Raw genomic sequence first — 16,527 nt, 5'->3', positions numbered from 1 at the left:
ACGGCCGGTTCGCTGCCGAGGCCAGGATCGGAGGGCCCAGCGGAGGAACGCGAGACCGGCGCACGAGAGACGGGATGCCCCGGGAGGCTCCCGCGAATACGCCCGACGCGTGCAACCCGTGGGAGGCGGTCGCATGGCGGTCCGTGAGGTGTTCGTCGACTCCGGAGCCGAACTGACCGACGCTGTCGCGGAGCTGGGAGCCGCACCCGAGGAACGGATCGTCGTCAACCTCGGGCCGCAGCACCCTTCGACGCACGGCGTACTCCGCCTGATCCTGGAACTCGACGGCGAACGCGTGGTCGAGGCGCGGGTGGGCGTCGGCTACCTGCACACGGGTATCGAGAAGAACTGCGAGTACCGCAACTGGACACAGGGCGTGACCTTCGTGACGCGCGCCGACTACCTGATGCCGGTGTTCAACGAGGTCGTCTATTGCATGGGCGTGGAAAAGCTTCTCGGCATCACCGACCGGGTGCCCGAACGCGCCCAGGTCGTCCGCGTCATGCTGATGGAACTCAACCGCATCTCTTCGCACCTCGTCGCGATCGCGACCGGCGGCATGGAGCTCGGCGCGCTGACGGTGATGACGTTCGGCTTCCGGGACCGCGAGCTGCTCCTCGACGTCTTCGAGGCCATCACCGGGCTGCGCATGAACCACGGCTACGTACGGCCCGGGGGTCTCGCGCAGGACCTGCCGCCGGGCGCCGAGGCACAGCTGCGCGACCTGCTGCGCGTGCTGCCGGAACGCATCCGCGAATACGAACTGCTGCTCGACGACAACGCGGTCTTCCGGGGCCGGACGATCGGCGTCGGTCACCTCGGCCTGGCCGCGTGCATGCGACTCGGTGTAACCGGGCCGATACTGCGCGCCACCGGCCTGCCGCACGACCTGCGCAAGACGCAGCCGTACTGCGGCTACGCCGACTACGAGTTCGATGTACCGGTCGCGGACGGGTGCGACGCGTACGACCGCTACCGGCTGCGCGTCGCCGAGATGCGGCAGTCGCTGCGCATCGTCGAGCAGTGCCTCGACCGGCTGCGCCCGGGGCCGGTGATGGTGGACGACAAGAAGATCGCCTGGCCGGCGCAGCTTTCGCTGGGGCCGGACGGGCTCGGTAATTCGGCCGAGTACATCCGGACGATCATGGGCACCTCGATGGAGTCCCTGATCCACCACTTCCGGCTGGTCACCGAGGGTTTCTCGGTTCCGTCCGGGCAGGCGTACACGGCGGTCGAGTCCCCGCGCGGCGAGCTGGGGTGCCACCTGGTGTCGACCGGCGGGCCGCAGCCGTACCGCGTGCATCTGCGCGATCCTTCGTTCGCCAACCTCCAGGCGCTCGCGCTGATGGTGGAAGGCGGCCTGGTGGCGGACGTCATCGCATCGCTGGCCAGCACGGACCCGGTGCTGGGCGGCGTGGACCGCTGACGGCGTGCCGGGTTTCGGCCTCGGCACGGGGGCACGGGATGACGGCCGGGAATCGGCGGCGCAGGCTGGAAGCAGTGCGAGTCCGTGGCGCACGTCGGAGGCTGCGGGAGTCGGTGGCGACGTTGGAGGGCTGATGCGAGCGAATGACGACGTCGCGGCGCTGCTTCAGGAATTCGCCGACATCACGGCGATCACCGGCGGCGACGCGTTCAAGGCACGGGCGTACGAGAAGGCCGCGCGGGCCGTCGGCGGCTACCGCGAGGACGTGTCGAAACTCGACGACAAGAGCCTGCGGGAGATCCCGAACGTCGGGAAGTCGATCGCCGACAAGATCGCCGAATACGTGCGGACCGGTCACATCTCCGTCGTCGAGGAGGCACGCGCGGCGATCCCCGCCGGAGTGCGCGAGCTGACCTCGATCCCGAGCCTCGGGCCGCGCAAGGCGATGGTGCTGTACGACGTCCTCGGCGTGTCGTCCGTCGACGAACTGCTCGAAGCGGTCCACGAGGGGCGGTTGCGGGATCTGAAGGGCTTCGGCCCGAAGTCCGAGGAGAACATCCTGCACAGCATCGCCCTCATGCAGAAGGCGGGCGGGCGGATCCTGCTCAGCGCTGCGATGGACGTCGCCGAGCAGATCGTCGCCGAACTGTCGGCGGTCGCCGGGTGCGCGCGGTGCACGTACGCCGGGTCGCTGCGCCGGATGAAGGAGACCATCGGCGACATCGACATCCTGGTGGCCGCCGAAGACTCGGCGCCGTTCATGGCCGCGCTGCGCGAACTCCCGCACACCGACGAGGTCATCGCGCACGGGGAGAAGAAGACGTCCATCCGCACCACCAAGGGGCTCCAGGTCGACCTGCGGGTGCTGCCGCCCGCCGCGTGGGGAGCCGGGTTGCAGTACTTCACGGGTTCCAAGGAGCACAACGTGCGCACCCGCGCGATCGCGGTGCGGCGGGGGCTCCGGCTGTCCGAGTACGGCCTGTTCCGTGCCAAGGACGACAAGATGATCACCTCGGAGACCGAGGAGGAGATCTATGCCCGGCTCGGTCTGCCGTGGATCCCGCCGCCGCTGCGCGAGGACCGCGGCGAGATCGAGGCGGGGATGCGCGGCGAGCTGCCCGAACTGCTGGTCGAGAGCGACATCCGCGGTGACCTGCACACGCACACCGACCTGACCGACGGGCTGTCGCCGCTGGAGGAGATGCTGGCCGCGGCGGCCGAACGCGGCTACGCGTACTACGCGGTGACCGACCACGCGCCGAACCTCTTCATGCAGCGCATGACGACCGAGAAAATGCTCGCGCAGCGCGAACAAGTGCGGGCCCTCGACGGGAAGTTCGGCCGGATGCGCATCCTGCACGGCACCGAGCTCAACATCGGGCCGGACGGCGAACTCGACTGGCCGGACGAGGTGTTGGCCGGCTTCGACATGTGCGTCGCGTCCGTCCACTCGCACTTCAACCAGAGCCGCCCGGAGCTGACACGCCGTCTGATCCGCGCGTGCGAGAACCCGTACGTGTCGGTGCTCGGCCACCCGACGACCCGCCGCATCGGCAAACGCGCGGGCCTGGACGCGGACTTCGACGCGGTCTTCGAGGCGTGCGCGCGCACGGGCACCGCGCTGGAGGTCGACTCGCATCCCGAACGCCTCGACCTGCGCGACGAGGACATCCTGCGGGCCAAGCAGTACGGCGTGAAGTTCTCGGTGGACTCGGACGCCCACGCGGCGACCCACCTGCCGTACATCCGCTTCGGCGTCGGCACGGCCCAGCGGGGCTGGCTGACGAAGGACGACGTGATCAACACGTGGCCGTTCGCCCGACTGGAGAGGTTTTTGCGCGAGGGGCGCAGGCACTGACGCTCCGGGGGAGGCTCGGGGGGAGGCACCGCCTCCGCTGCCGGAGGGCTTCGATAGCGTCACCGAGGCGAAGTCGGCCCGGTCCGCCACAGGCGTCCGGCGGGCGCCGCGTCGCGATCGTCACCGGGACGAACCGGCGCGAGGGTGAGAATCGTATTCTCATCACGGAAGAACGAAGGCGACCGGCGGACCGAAGGGTCGGCCTGGCGGGCGAGTCGGTCGCGAGAACGGTGGGTGGTGGACGAATGACGGCGGATTTCGCGCGCTGCCCCGCGCGGCCCGAGGCGACCCGGTGGTCGCCCGACCTGGGAATGTGGCTCATCGGGCGGTACGACGAGATCCGCGAGGTCATGACCGACCGGGCCGGCTACGGCCCGGACAACGCGCTGCTCGCCGCCACCCCGCTGGCCCGGCCCGCGCTGCGCGAACTCGCCGCCGCCCGGTTCGCGCTCCCGCCGACGCTCGCCTCCAACGGCGGCCCCACCCACCGGGCGTTCCGCGCCTGGACCGCGCGGTGGTTCGCCGGAGACCGCATCGACGCGGCCCGCCCGCGCGCCGAAACCCTCGCCCGGACCGGTGCCGACGCCGCGAGGGCCCGGCTCGACGCAGACGGGGAGTGCGACCTCGTACCGCTGCTGTGCCGACCCGTCGCCGCGACGGTGCTGCTCGACCTGCTCGGCGTCGACGAGATGGACCTCGACGTCCTGCACCGATGGTCCGCCGACTCACTCGAACTGTTCTGGGGCCGCCCGGACTTGCCTCGGCAACACGAACTCGCCACCTCCTGCGGCGAGTTCCACCACCGCCTCCGTGAACGCGTGCGTGAGGCCCGGGCGTCGGGCGGTGACGGCTTCCTCGCCGGGCTGACCCGCCTGCGCCTGCCCGAACCCGAGGCGCGCGAGGTCACCGACGACGAGGCCGTGAGCGTCTGCTACTTCCTCCTCATCGCGGGCCAGGCCACCACCGCGCAACTGGCCGCCGCCACCCTGCGGCTCCTTCTCGCCGACCGGTCCGTGTGGGACAAGCTGTGCGCCGATCCGCACCTCGCGCCGAGGGCCGTGGAAGAGGCCCTGCGCCTGGTGCCCTCCGTCACCACGTGGCGCCGCGTCGCCCGCCAGGACCGCACCGTGGGCGGGCAGCACATCCGGGCCGGGGACCAAGTGCTGCTGCGGCTCGCCGACGCGGGACGCGACCCGGACGTATTCGACGAGCCCGAACGCGTGCGCCTCGACCGCCCGCACCCGCGCGCCCACTTGGCCTTCGGCGTCGGGCCGCACCGCTGCCTGGGCGCCGAGCTCGCCCGTATGGAGGTGACGGCCGTGGTCGAGGCCGCGGCCCGGCGGCTTCCGGACGTCCGGCTCGCCGACGACGGCGACGTGCCCATGCTCGAACTGCTGTCGTTCCGTGCGCCGAAGGAGGTCCGAGTACGGGCGCAGTAACGCCGGCCACCGCCGTCGCCGCGCTGCTCGCGGTCGCGCTCGGCGGTGGGATCGCGCACGCGGTGCACGGCATGAGGTTCGGGGCCCTCGGCGGGACGTGTCTCCCGCAGAAGCGGCGAGCACCATCGGCGCGGCCCCCGGGCCGGACCGGAGATCAGCCTTCGCCGCCGAGCTCCACGTTGCCGGTGTCCATGTCGCAGACCACCCACGTGCCGTTCTCGCGGCGCAGGTCGACCGCGTAGGCGGTGGGCGAGCCGTCGCGTCCGGTGACGGTCGCGTTCACGGTGCCGGTTCCGCCGCTCTCCGTCGAGCCGGTCAACTCGACGGTGAAGCCGGTGCCTTCGTCCGTCAGGACTCGGTGGGCGTCGGAGTCGGGTGTGCCGCCGCACGTGCCGTAGAAAGCGGCGGGCGAACCGCCGTCGGAAACCGTGCGCAGATAGTCCCGCGCGGCGTCGTGCATCGGGCCGTCCAGAACGGTCGCGTCCGCGGCGCACGAGACCGACGCCACCCCCGCGGCGGCCACCAGGCCCCACCGCATCACCCGGCCCCGCCACCCGGCGACTCGCACCAGGCCCCCCTTTGTTCGTCGGGACGACCCGAGGATCGTAGCGCGGCGCGTCCCGGGCACAGGGAGAACGACCGGGACCGGGCACGGCCCGGCGGTGCTCGGTCTTCCTCGGGCGACGCCTTGGTGTGGGCCCGGCGCACGATCCCACGCGTGCGCCGCGACGTCCGCGCCGAGCGTCGCGGCGCCCGTGCATCCGGCGCTCGACGGGCTTGTCGGCGCGCATCCCCACGACCGTGGCGGGTCGGCATCCGGATCGTGTCGCCGTCCGGCGCGCTCCCGGGTTGTGTCCTCTAGAGCCCCCACGCCGGCGACACGCCGCTCGGTTTCGTGCCCTCCAGGCACGCGTCGGGGTGTGACGGGTGCGAGGTTCGGTGCTCCTGCACGAGCCGTCTTTGGTAGGGGACGCCGGCCGTCGGCGGGCGGGACAGCAGCTCCAGCGTGTTCATCGCCATGTGGTCGCGGATCCGGTCCACGCACGACCGCCATTGGCGTGTGAAACCCGGGCCCGCCTCCAGGTCGTCCCACACCGCGAGCAGTGCGGACGGCACGTCCATGCCCGGCATCCACACGTGCAGCAGATGGTCCACGGCCGGGCGCAGCCGGCGCAGCGACGCCGGATTCGCGGGGCCGACGCACGCGCGTTCGGCCAGGTCGGCGACGACCGTCAGCAGCCAGTCGTGGAGCGCCAGGTCCTCGCACAGCGCGGCAACTTCGGCGGCGTCGGTGAACCACCCTGTCGGCAGCCGCACTTGCAGGGTGCGCACGGTGGCATCGGCAAGTGTGTACACGCCGCCGGTACGGTCGTCCCCGCCGAACGCCGCCGACCAGCGCAACCGTGTGCGGCGCGCGCGGAAGGCGGGGCGGTGGTCGAGAGCGGGGGAGCGCTGGACCCGGGCCAGAAGCTGCTCGCACGCCGCGCCGGGGTCGAGTGCCGGGCCGGGGGACGCGCTGTTCGGGGAGCCGAGGAACCCGGTGACGAGGTCGTCGGCCGTGGCCCGGCCCGACGCCTCGACGGTGCCCAGCCGTTCGAGGTGCCGCGCCCACTCGGTCGGTCGCGCACCGCCCGCGACGAGGGTGGCGCGCGTGGACGCCTGGAGGACGCGTCCGCCGGTCAGCCGGGCCCGGGCCAGGAGCGTGCCCACACCGCGCATTCTCGTCCCCGAGCCGGTACGCAGCGGGCAGTCCACCGCGTGCACGACGTCCGCGGACAACGCGCGCGGCACCGGTCTCTCGGCGGAACGGACACGAGCGCCTTCGACGAGGCCGAGCAGAGACTCGGCCCCGGGCGGCGTCAGCGGCGCGGAGTTCATCAGCAGCGCGGTGCGCACTTCGCCGGCCAGGAGCAGGGGTGTGTTCACAGGCCGCCGCCGTGGTCGGCGACCAAGGCGTAGTCGACGCGTCCGGGCAGGTCCGCCGGCAGCGGCACGCCTTCCGCCGCGGCGCGCTCGGCGATGCGCTCGCGCACCTGCGCGTCGATGGCGGTGTGTCCGAGGACCATACGCACCGCGTGTTCGATGGGCAGGAAGCGGGAGCCCAGCACGGAGAACGTCCGGTAGGCGGTGAACGGCGCCGCGTCCGGGACGAGGCGGATCACGGCCGGCAGGTCGTCCCAGTCGTCCGGGAACTCCGGTGACGGCCAGGGCACCGGGGTGGCGACAGCCGCGCCGCGGTCGCGGAGCAGCCCGAGCCGCAGGAGCTGCCAGACCGAGGCCAGGAAAGGGCAGGACCACGTGCGGTGGTCGCCGTCGCCGTTCCACAGTTCGACGTCCAGGAACACCGAATGCCGCCGCGCGCCGAACTCTCGTGGCGCCTGCCAGTCCGGGCGCGGCGCCATCGCCTCGGTGCCGACGAGTGCCGGGGACCGCGTCCCGTTGCACATCCAGCCGGTCACCTCGGTCGCCGGCCGCGCTCCGTTGCCGCCCGCGGGCGGGGAGGGCACCAACCGGGCCGCGAGCAGCGATGCGGGCGAGGTGTCACCGGCGCGCGCGCACCCGGACTCGCGACCCAGATAGTCGATCCGCAGGCCTGACTCCGCGGCGGCGGCGATGAGTTCGGGGATGACCTCGGCGGGGGAGGCGAGCCGGGTGAAGTAGTCGTCGACGAGGAAGCACGTGCTCACGCGGGCGCGTTTGCCTCGCGGTGCCGCGACGGCGCGCGCGGTCTCGGCCCAGGGGGCGACCGCGGCGAAGTGCGCGCGGAGCCTGTCGGGGCCGGCGGCGAAGTCCTCCATGTACAGGTGGCCCAGCTCGACGGACACGTGCGCGAGTGGCACCGACTCGGTCCACTCCTGTGCGGACTGCTCCCGGAACACCGTCGAAGGAGCCGCACCGGGGCGGTCGGCGGTCACAGGACCTCCCAGCGTGCGGCGTCGGTGAGGGAGTGCGCCAAGTCCCGCAAGGCGTCCACGGTCTCGCGGTTGGCGATACGGCTGACCTGCGCGTCGGCGTCGGTGAGCAACTGCTCGCGCCACTGGAGCACCGGGTCGAGCGGGACGCTGCCGAGCAGCGCAGTGCGGCCGAGGCGGTGGCTCGCCGCGAGGTCGCCCAGCTCCCGGTCGCAGGCCACCAGCCATTCGGCCTGGGCCGGACGCGGTTCACCGCCGGGAAGCGTGCCGGGCTTGGGTACGGCGGCCCGCACGTACCGCACGCGTTCGGCGAGATCGGCGCGTTCGTGGCCCATTGCCGCGCCGGCTGCGAGGATGCCCCGGTCACCGTGCACCAACCCGGCGGTGGCGACGATGTGTTGCCGGGTCCACCGGTGGAACACCAGCCACCGCACCGTGGTTTCGCGCAGCTCGGGCCGGGCGGTGGTCCGCAGGGCGAGCTCGATCGCGTACGACCGGCCGGCGCTCAGGTCGACGAACGTGACGTCGAACTCCTCCTCCAGGCGCAGGAACAGCTCCGTGCAGCGGTCCGCCATCGCCGCATCGGTCGGGAACTCGCCGCCGCACGCGTCTCCGGGGAACAGCTCCAGGCGACCGCAGGTCGGTGGGCGCATGCGCAGTTCCTGCCGTCGGGAACGCGTCCACACGTCGATCTGCTGCGGCTCTCCGCTGCGTCCTTGCAGATAGGCGTGCAGGCCGGAGCCGGCGGCCCGTACCGCGCCGTCGAGTTCGAACACCGCGGTCGCGGTCGGGGAGCCGAAATCGAAGTCGACGTACGCGACGTCGTCACCCGACAGGGCTCGGCGGTAGGCCATGTTGGCGCACGTGACCGAACGCCCGGTGCCGCCCTTGTCGGAGGTTGCGAAGACGAGCACTCAGACCACCCCCCGGGCGGCCTGTTCGCGGGCCGCCGACAGCTCGTCCAGCCTGCGCAGCGCGTCGCAGGCCAGTGCGATCGCGACGGCCGGCCTGCGTTCGGCCTGGCGGCGGGACCGGCGCAACACGACGCCGATCAGATGGAGTTCGGAGTCGACAGTGGGCGCGTGCATGGTGCGGGTCAGCATCTCCCGGGCTAGCAGATGGTCGGCTTCACGCAGCAAGTCGGCGGCGGTGCTGACGAGTTGCTGACTGGGGGCGAGCTCGGCGGCGATTCCGGCGGCCGCGACGACGAGGGTTTCCACCGACCGCTCGGTGATGTGCCAGGACAGTCCCGCGGGCGGCACGAGGGCGCTGGGATAGACGCGTTCGGGCATGTCCCACAGTCCGGAGGCCGGTCCGGAGTCCAGCCTGCGGTTCCACAGGTGGTCGGTGAGTTCGCCGGCCAGCGCCAGCATCGTGTCCCGGTGCTCCATGTCCCGGGTGAGCGAGGCGACTTGGAGCGTCCGCTTGAGGAGGACGGGGGTGAAGTCGTTGACCACCCAGCCGACGGGCGGGCCCAGCCGTTCGGCCCCGTACAGCGGCGCGGTCACGCCGGGGGCGTGCAAGCCGATCGCCGGGTCGTCGGGAACGGCCCGCCGGGTGATCTTCGCACGCGCCGAAAGTTCGTCCAACACCGCGACAAGAGGGCGGAGTTCGTGGCTGGGCGGGCGTTCGTCGGGACCGCCTTGGCGCATGAAGTTGTGGACGACCATCGACACCATGTGCAGCGTCGCGTAGTCGGACTCGTCTCCGTCGGACCCCCGCCACGGGACGTCCCGCAGCGGCCAGTCGCCGCCGCAGCGGGCCAGGACGCTCCAATAGCGCTGCGCCAACTCCCAGCGAACCAGGAGCTGCTGTGCCAAGGCGAGCTGATGGTCGTTCAGCAGGCCCGGCAGCAGCGTCTGCTGCGACGAGAAGAGGTCGACGATTCCGTCCATCGCGGCGACTGTGAAGTAGAGCGACGGGCGGGGTACCGCGTACCCGGGGGCATCGTCGGGCTGCCCGGACACCGCCCGGCCCCATGTCCAGCCGCACGTGAAAAGCATGTCGTCGTCGCCGAGTTCCGTGCGGCTGAGGTCGGGGAAGTCGAGCCCGCGCAACCCGAGCCGGATCGGTCGCAGTTCGCGCAGCAGATCGCGGACCCTGCGGGGATCGGGGGTCGCACCGGGGAAGGCGGCCGCCACCAGGGCGCGGCCCTTGTCCGAGTCCTGCGGAAACGTATCGGCTACGAAGGACTCCCGCAGGGCCGTCATGGCGTGGGTCAGCCGCGACGATGCCGCGCGGCGCAGAGTGTGCAGGCGCTCGCGCGTCGCCGCCGCACGCATCCGGCGCTCGCAGGCGTGGGCGAAGGCGAGGACGGACAGCGAGAGGGTGACGGCGATCGAGAACGACTCGACCGTCTCCAGCCTCTGCTGCGCCTCGGTCGGCTGCTCAGCGGCGTCGAGCGTCCGCAACTGCCCGGGGGCACCGAAATCGGATGAGGAGCCGTCGGTGTACGCCGCCAGGTATTCGAGGCAGATCTCCGTGACCGAGGCGGGGATCTCGCGGTGGTCGCCGAGGGCCGCCAGCGCGGTCAGGACGTCCGGTCCGGTGGTGTCGGGGTCGGCGAACTCCAGGCCCGGCATCTTCATCGCGGGGTAGAGGAGGCACACCAATTGCTCGGCGTCGCGGACCGAGTCCCCGGAGGGCCACGGGTCGGACGGGTCGGCGGAGCGCGCGGCACAGCGTGCGGCCAGCGCCCTCCAAATGTCGAGGAGCCGGCGTCTCGGAAGTGTGGTCACGGGCGGATTTCTCGTCGCGGGTCACTTCACCGTGCCGTGCGCGACGAGCATCCCGGTGTAGCCGTCGCGCAGCGGTGTGCCCGGTGTGCCGATGCGCTCGACGGTGAGCTGCGCGGCCGACTCGCAAAGTGCGCGCTCGACATCGGCGCGCTCGACGGCGACCGCGGGGAAGCGGAGTTCGCCGACGTCGTAGCCCTGCGAGTTCTCCATGAAAGCGATGAAGAACGGCGCCCGGGAGCGCAGCACTCCGATGAACCGCCGCAGGGCGGCGTGGAATTCGGCCATCGACGTCGAGAACGACTCGGCGACGAAGAACATCGTCCCCACGTCCCACGGCCCGTCGTCGACGTCGGCGAGCAGGTCGACCTGGCGTACGCGTGCCCGTTCGGCCAGCGCGGCGCGCGGGTCTGCCACACGCCGATAGGCGTCGTGCGTGGCCAGCAACTCCCAATAGGGGTCCCACAGCGGGGAATACAACGCGGTCTGGTCGCGCAGCCACGCCACGTTCGAGGCGGAGTGCTCCAGCAGGCTGATCTCGTCGCAGAACGGCAGCATGCTCAACGCCGGGTAGAGGTTCGAGCCGGAGCCGATGTCCACGCCGCGGGCGCCGGGCGGGAAAGCCGTGTCGGCGATGCCGCCGAAGAAGTCCCGTGCGGTTTCCAGGATTCGGCGGTCCGATTCGGACAACACGGCGTAGTTGCGGGCCACATAGTCGTGCGAATCGAATGCGTCCCAGTCGTATACGGCGTTCTCCGGCATGCCTCTCCCACGGTCGGATCGCCGAGAGCTCCGGCTCTCGAACCGACACGACAGCCTAGGTGTGACCGCGCACGCGTTCACAGGTCGCAACGCGCGCATTGTCGGCGCGAACGGGATGGGCTTCGGCCCCCTTAACGGTCGTCAAGTGCGCGCGTATTGGGGGCCGGGCGCCTGGTCACGCCGTCAACGGCCCTTGTCCGCCGCCGGATGGGGTGAGTATCGCGCCAACGACTCGCGAATCGCGTCCGCATGCTCGCCCTCCCACCACGGCGTCGTGCGGACGAGGATCGGGGGCGCGCCGCTGACCTGCACCCATGCGCGTCCGCGCGGCATCGCGCCGAGAACCGCCGGGTCGAGCACCTCTTCGGAACGCGACTTGATGGTCTGCTTGGCGTCCCACGGATTGGTGAACGACATCTCGTTCACGGTCGCCTCGAAGTTCGGGGACACCTGCGACAGGTCGCCGAGGAATTTCGTGTCACCCGAACCGCCGCCGTACATCCGGACGTTGGCCGCACCCCACATGGCAGACATCCCCGACTCGCCCCACACGGCGGCGCCTTGGGCCCAGGACTGGATGATGGTCATCATGACGATGCCGCGCGAGCCGTAGTGCGTGTACAGCGACGGGAGTTCGGGCCACGGGCAGACGTTCGCCGCTTCGTCGAGCACGAATATCGCCGGAACCGGCAGCCGGCCCCCGGGGCTTTCGATCGCCTTGCCCTCCAATTCGTAGGCGAGGGCGGTCGACAGCGAAACGACGAGCGGCGCGGCGGCCTTGTTCGTCTCCTCGGACAGGAGGTAGATGGTCCCGTCGCCGCGTTGGGCGAACTCGCTGTGCCGGAATTCCGGGCGGCGCGGGCCCTCGCCCGGGGTCACCCACAGGGCGACGTTCGGCGCGACCAACGGCGAGGCGATCTGCGCCGCGGTGCCGTACACACCTGCCCGTTGCAGGGCCGGCGCGGTCACCACCGCCTCCATGGACGCCGCCATGAGGTCGTGGCCGGCGTCGCGGAGGATGCGTACCGGTGTGTCGTCGTTGGGGCGGGACAGCCAGGTCAGGACCCGGGTGATCGGCAGGTCGTCCGCGCATGCCGCGAGCAGCATCGCCGCGAAGAGGTCCTGCCCGGCCGGTTCGAAGTACCCGTCGCTGCGGGCATGCGCGGGGCGGTTGATGCCGGCGAACAACCCCGCAAGGATCATGGCCCGGCCGACGTTGTTGTTGACGAACGTCAACGGGTTCCACCACCACGACGCGGGTTCGTTCGCCTGACTCTGCGGGTCGAACACCCAGACCGGCCCGCGCCGTTCGCGTACGCCGCGCGTCGCGTCGACGATGTCGCGCTTGTTGGACGTGACCACGACCGCCCCCGGCGCGGAGACCACCGCCGGGATGGCCCGGGTCGCGGTCTTGCCGGTGCGCGGACCCCAGATGTCCATGTGCATGTCCTCCCACGACCCCCACAGCGCCCGGCCGCCGCGGACCGACTCGCCGATGGGGACGCCCGGCACGGACGTTTGCGCGCCGAGCCGGGCGGCCGCCTCGGTCGCACCGCGCGTCGTCAGCGACCGCACCTGCGTGGGTTTCGCCAAATAGCGTGCGGTGCGGTCGATCTCCGGCCGCCGCCCCTGGATATAACGCACGATCAGGACGATCGCCGCGACTCCGGCGCCGACCAGGCCGCCGAGGAGGAGCACCAGTGCCGAGCGCAGCCATACGGCGAGGACGATGGTCCCGGCGACGGCGCTCACCGCCAGGAGGAAGAGCTGTGGCGCGTTCGGATCGGGCCCGCGCCGTCGCAGGGTGGCCGGCATGACGGGACCTCCTTTTCCGCCGAGAAGTTTCGGAAGCCAACCGCATTCCGGGCCCGGCGAACAGGACGGGTGCCGTCGGGATCGGCAACCCTTCGGGTACGGACGCGATTTTGCCCGAGGGGCTGGTCCCGCGCCCATGAGGAAAGCCGAAGTACGAGCGATGTCAGCGGGGTTGGGATAGCGACCGGAATCCGCGACCGGGAGGCTCGTCCTCGGTTTGCCCGCGGGAAATTCGCCGACGGAGACGGGAGGTTCTCGCTCCTTCGAATGCCGCCGGTCACGCCGCGCCCGAGTTGCCGCGCGCCTGGCCCGGGGAGGGGGCTGCGTAACGGGTGAGGCATGCCTTACCTTAATGGTCGTGCCTCTTCGGGTGGGATCTCCTGACAACCCGGCACGCATATCGGACACGCCGGAAGTTGCGCCCGCCCGAGTACATGCGTCCCGGGCCTTGGTCATGGGCTTGTTGCTGGTCCTGGTGTTCATCGCGCTGGTGGCGTCGTTGGCGATCGGGACGCGAAACGTCGCGCCGACCGAGGTGCTCGCCATGCTCGGCGGGGACCGCGAAGGCGACGCCGGCATGATCTGGGATCTCCGGGTCCCCCGGACGCTGCTGGGCCTGGTGGTCGGCATGGCGCTCGGGGTGGCCGGCGCGGTCGCGCAGAACATCACGCGCAATCCTCTCGCCGATCCCGGACTGATCGGTATCAGCGCGGGCGCCGCGTTCGCCGTGGCGGCAAGTGTGGGGCTGCTCGGGCTGGAAGGCACGCAGTCGTACGTCTGGTTCGCTTTCGTGGGCGCGGCGATCGCCGGGGCGCTCGCGTACTTCGTCGGCGGCACCGGTGTCGGCGGCGCGACTCCCGCGAAACTCGCACTGGCCGGCGCGGCGATCTCGGTGCTGCTGGAGGCCGGGACCAGTGCCCTGGTGCTGACGGACCCCGACTCGCTGGACCGCTACCGCTCCTGGGCGGTGGGCGCGTTGACCGGCCGTGAGGACGACCTGATCTGGCAGTTGTCGCCGTTCGTGGTGGTCGGTGTGGTGCTCGCGCTGGTGATCGCCGGCCGACTCAACGCGCTGGCCCTCGGCGACGACCTCGCCACCACGCTGGGCGCGAAGGCCGGGACGACGCGGCTGCTCGGCGCCGGTGTCGTGGTCCTGCTCACCGGCGCCGCGGTGGCCGCCGCCGGACCGATCGTGTTCGTGGGGCTCGTCGTGCCGCATGTGATGCGCGCGTTCGTCGGCCCCGACGCCCGCTGGCTCGTGCCCGCCTCCGGGCTCGCCGGGGCGGTGCTGCTGCTCGTCGCGGACGTCATCGGCCGCGTGATCGCCCGGCCGACCGAGGTCGAGGTGGGCGTGGTCACGGCGTTCCTCGGCGCTCCGTTCCTCATCTACCTGGTCAAGAGCGGCAAGCTGAGGGAGCAGGACAGTTGAAGACTCTCCGCCAGCCCTCCGCGGGCCCGTCGCGCCCCCGAGCGGCACGCCGCACCCTGACCTGGGAGCGCGGTCCCGTCGGCGTCGCCGTGCGGCCCCGCGCCGTGGCGGTGGTGATCGTCCTGTCGGCGGTCGTCTTCGCCGGCCTCGTCGCGTCGCTCATGATCGGCGACTACGAACTCCCGTGGAACGACGTCGTCACCGGCCTCTTCCAGGCCGGGCCCGCCGACGCCGAGCTGGTCATCCACGAACTCCGCCTGCCCCGCGCCCTCGTCGCGCTGCTGGTCGGCCTCGCACTCGGCATGGGCGGCGCGGTCTTCCAGGCCGTCACCCGCAACCCGCTCGCGGGGCCCGACCTGATCGGCATCTCGGCCGGAGCGGGAGCCGGCGCGGTGCTGGCGATCATGCTCGGCGGCGTGACCACCGGGCAGTCGACGACGTACGGCGCAGTGCCGTTCGGCGCGTTCGTCGGCGCGCTGGCCACCGCCGCGGTGATCTACCTGCTGGCGTTGCGCGACGGCACGATCACCGGCTACGGATTCGTCCTGGTCGGCATCGCGGTCAACGGCATGCTCGCCGCGTGCACCCGCTGGATGCTGGCCCGCATCGACATCGACCAGGCCACGCGAGCGACTTCGTGGCTCACCGGCAGCCTCAACGGCCGCGAGTACACGCATGTGCGGTGGCTGTGCTACGCGTTGGTCATCCTCGTGCCGCTTCTGCTGGCGATGGCACGCCCCTACCAGATGCTGCAATTCGACGATGAGACAGCGTCGGGGCTCGGCGTGCCGATCGCCCGTGCGCGCATCGCGCTGCTCACCCTCGGCACGTGCCTCGTCGCGGTCGCCACCGCCTGCGCCGGACCCGTCGTGTTCGTGGCGCTGGCCGCGCCGCAGATCGCCCGGCGGCTCACCGGCACCGCCGGACTGCCGTTGCTGACCAGCGGATTCGTCGGGGCCGCGCTGGTCGTGGTGGCCGACCTGATCGCCCGCACGGCGTTCACCATCGAACTGCCCGTCGGGGTCGTCACCGGCGCCATCGGCGCGCCGTACCTGCTGTGGCTGTTGGCCCGGACCAACCGGGCGGGGAAGGGAGGCTGAGATGGCGTACGCACCGACCACGCGAGAGGCCGGGTCACAGGACGCGGAGGTGGTTGACTCGGCCGACACGGCCGTGACCGGCGGAAAGATCGCCGCCCCCGGGATGTCGGCGGCGGGTGTCACCCTCGCATACGGCGACCGGATCGTCGCCGAGGGCCTCGACCTGGAGATACCGGCCGGGAAGGTGACCGCGCTCGTCGGCCCCAACGCGTGCGGCAAATCCACGGCCTTGCGGGCGCTCGCGCGGCTTCTGAAGCCCCGCACGGGCGCGGTGTTGCTCGATGGGCGCGACGCGGGGGATTTCTCGCCCCGCGAGTTCGCGCAGCGGCTCGCGCTGTTGCCGCAGACCCCGGTCGCACCCGACGGCATCACGGTGCGCGACCTGGTGGCGCGCGGCCGCACGCCCTACCAGCGCTGGTGGCGGCAATGGTCGTCCGCGGACGAGAAGTTCGTCGACCAGGCCCTCGAAGCCACTGGAGTCGATGCGCTCGCCGAGCGGCGCATCGACGAACTCTCCGGCGGCCAGCGGCAGCGCGTATGGATCGCGATGGCGCTCGCCCAGGACACCCCGGTGCTGCTGCTCGACGAGCCGACGACCTACCTGGACCTGGCGTTCCAGGTCGACGTCCTCGAACTGGTCGCGGACCTCGGCCGGGTCGGCGGGCGGACCGTCGTCATGGTGATCCACGAACTGAACCACGCCTGCCGGTACGCCGACCACTTGATCGCGATGCGTTCCGGACGCGTGATGGCGTCCGGCGCCCCGACCGACGTGGTGACCCCCGAACTCGTGGAGAGTGTCTTCGGCCTGCGGTCCGTGGTGGTGGAGTGCCCGGTCGCCGGGACTCCGCTGGTCGTCCCTGTCGGTGGCCGGCGCCCGGCCGACGCGATGGCGTGAGTACGCGGCCCCGGACGGGAGTCCGGGGCCGAGTTCGTGGTCCCATGCGGATCGGGCTGTTTCGTCGCGGTCGGAGTGCGGCGTCCGCGGTATGCGGCTGTTCACGCTGCGCCCAACGTCTTTGTCGGCGCCCGCAGTTACGCGCGCAGGACA

13 protein-coding genes are annotated in these 16,527 nt (G+C 71.7%); 6 read left to right on the top strand and 7 right to left on the bottom strand.

Annotation, left to right across the window (positions count from 1 at the left end; all coding sequences use genetic code 11):
* Positions 1-133: 133 nt before the first annotated feature.
* The 3 genes from ACRX5W_RS12140 to ACRX5W_RS12130 all read left to right on the top strand — a co-directional run bounded on the left by ACRX5W_RS12140 (position 134) and on the right by ACRX5W_RS12130 (position 4,723).
* Entirely contained in the window at positions 134-1,426 is a 1,293-nt protein-coding gene (locus ACRX5W_RS12140; protein ID WP_436788074.1) for an NADH-quinone oxidoreductase subunit D, read from the top strand.
* 130 nt (positions 1,427-1,556) lie between these two features.
* Complete coding sequence (gene polX, locus ACRX5W_RS12135) at positions 1,557-3,284, top strand: DNA polymerase/3'-5' exonuclease PolX (protein ID WP_436788322.1); 1,728 nt, start codon at positions 1,557-1,559, stop codon at positions 3,282-3,284.
* 245 nt (positions 3,285-3,529) lie between these two features.
* Positions 3,530-4,723: a cytochrome P450 gene (locus ACRX5W_RS12130; protein ID WP_436788073.1), complete on the top strand. Its 1,194-nt coding sequence runs from the start codon at positions 3,530-3,532 to the stop codon at positions 4,721-4,723.
* A 154-nt stretch (positions 4,724-4,877) separates the two neighbouring features.
* Here the strand turns inward: ACRX5W_RS12130 and ACRX5W_RS12125 are convergent, their stop codons facing one another.
* The 7 genes from ACRX5W_RS12125 to ACRX5W_RS12095 form a co-directional block, all read right to left on the bottom strand.
* Complete coding sequence (locus tag ACRX5W_RS12125; RefSeq protein WP_436788072.1) at positions 4,878-5,291, bottom strand: hypothetical protein; 414 nt, start codon at positions 5,289-5,291, stop codon at positions 4,878-4,880.
* A gap of 290 nt (positions 5,292-5,581) precedes the next feature.
* On the bottom strand, positions 5,582-6,649 hold the full coding sequence (locus ACRX5W_RS12120; protein ID WP_436788071.1) for an SCO2521 family protein: 1,068 nt from the start codon (positions 6,647-6,649) through the stop codon (positions 5,582-5,584).
* Positions 6,646-7,638 (bottom strand): SCO2522 family protein, encoded by a 993-nt coding sequence (locus ACRX5W_RS12115; RefSeq protein ID WP_436788070.1) that lies wholly within the window; start codon positions 7,636-7,638, stop codon positions 6,646-6,648. The genes ACRX5W_RS12120 and ACRX5W_RS12115 overlap by 4 nt, the downstream gene beginning before the upstream one ends.
* Positions 7,635-8,549, bottom strand: coding sequence for an SCO2523 family variant P-loop protein (locus tag ACRX5W_RS12110; protein WP_436788069.1), 915 nt, complete (start codon positions 8,547-8,549; stop codon positions 7,635-7,637). Before ACRX5W_RS12110 ends, ACRX5W_RS12115 begins: the two co-directional genes overlap by 4 nt.
* Positions 8,550-10,373, bottom strand: a complete 1,824-nt coding sequence (locus tag ACRX5W_RS12105; protein WP_436788068.1) for an SCO2524 family protein — start codon at positions 10,371-10,373, stop codon at positions 8,550-8,552.
* A 21-nt stretch (positions 10,374-10,394) separates the two neighbouring features.
* Positions 10,395-11,132, bottom strand: a complete 738-nt coding sequence (locus ACRX5W_RS12100) for an SCO2525 family SAM-dependent methyltransferase (protein ID WP_436788067.1) — start codon at positions 11,130-11,132, stop codon at positions 10,395-10,397.
* A gap of 183 nt (positions 11,133-11,315) precedes the next feature.
* Complete coding sequence (locus ACRX5W_RS12095; RefSeq protein WP_436788066.1) at positions 11,316-12,947, bottom strand: type IV secretory system conjugative DNA transfer family protein; 1,632 nt, start codon at positions 12,945-12,947, stop codon at positions 11,316-11,318.
* Positions 12,948-13,401: 454 nt separating this feature from the next.
* Here ACRX5W_RS12095 and ACRX5W_RS12090 point away from each other — a divergent pair, with 454 nt between their 5' ends.
* From ACRX5W_RS12090 to ACRX5W_RS12080, 3 genes are all read left to right on the top strand, one after another.
* Positions 13,402-14,376, top strand: a complete 975-nt coding sequence (locus ACRX5W_RS12090; RefSeq protein ID WP_436788065.1) for a FecCD family ABC transporter permease — start codon at positions 13,402-13,404, stop codon at positions 14,374-14,376.
* Positions 14,373-15,476, top strand: a complete 1,104-nt coding sequence (locus ACRX5W_RS12085; RefSeq protein ID WP_436788064.1) for a FecCD family ABC transporter permease — start codon at positions 14,373-14,375, stop codon at positions 15,474-15,476. The genes ACRX5W_RS12090 and ACRX5W_RS12085 overlap by 4 nt, the downstream gene beginning before the upstream one ends.
* Positions 15,477-15,579: 103 nt before the next feature.
* Positions 15,580-16,374, top strand: a complete 795-nt coding sequence (locus tag ACRX5W_RS12080; RefSeq protein WP_436788321.1) for an ABC transporter ATP-binding protein — start codon at positions 15,580-15,582, stop codon at positions 16,372-16,374.
* The last annotated feature ends 153 nt before the right edge of the window (positions 16,375-16,527 follow it).

This window comes from Yinghuangia sp. YIM S10712 (assembly GCF_051388935.1).
In the GTDB taxonomy this organism is placed as follows: Bacteria; Actinomycetota; Actinomycetes; order Streptomycetales; family Streptomycetaceae; genus Yinghuangia.
Note: the sequence above shows the minus strand (reverse complement) of the source record. Positions and strands in the feature narration are given on the sequence as shown.

Bases quoted from the DNA above. Each gene is read 5' to 3' on its own strand.
- ACRX5W_RS12130 (WP_436788073.1), top strand. From the start codon at position 3,530: ATGACGGCGGATTTCGCGCGCTGCCCCGCGCGGCCCGAGGCGACCCGG.
- ACRX5W_RS12080 (WP_436788321.1), top strand. From the start codon at position 15,580: ATGTCGGCGGCGGGTGTCACCCTCGCATACGGCGACCGGATCGTCGCC.
- ACRX5W_RS12095 (WP_436788066.1), bottom strand. From the start codon at position 12,947: ATGCCGGCCACCCTGCGACGGCGCGGGCCCGATCCGAACGCGCCACAG.
- ACRX5W_RS12100 (WP_436788067.1), bottom strand. From the start codon at position 11,132: ATGCCGGAGAACGCCGTATACGACTGGGACGCATTCGATTCGCACGAC.
- ACRX5W_RS12140 (WP_436788074.1), top strand. From the start codon at position 134: ATGGCGGTCCGTGAGGTGTTCGTCGACTCCGGAGCCGAACTGACCGAC.
- ACRX5W_RS12090 (WP_436788065.1), top strand. From the start codon at position 13,402: ATGGGCTTGTTGCTGGTCCTGGTGTTCATCGCGCTGGTGGCGTCGTTG.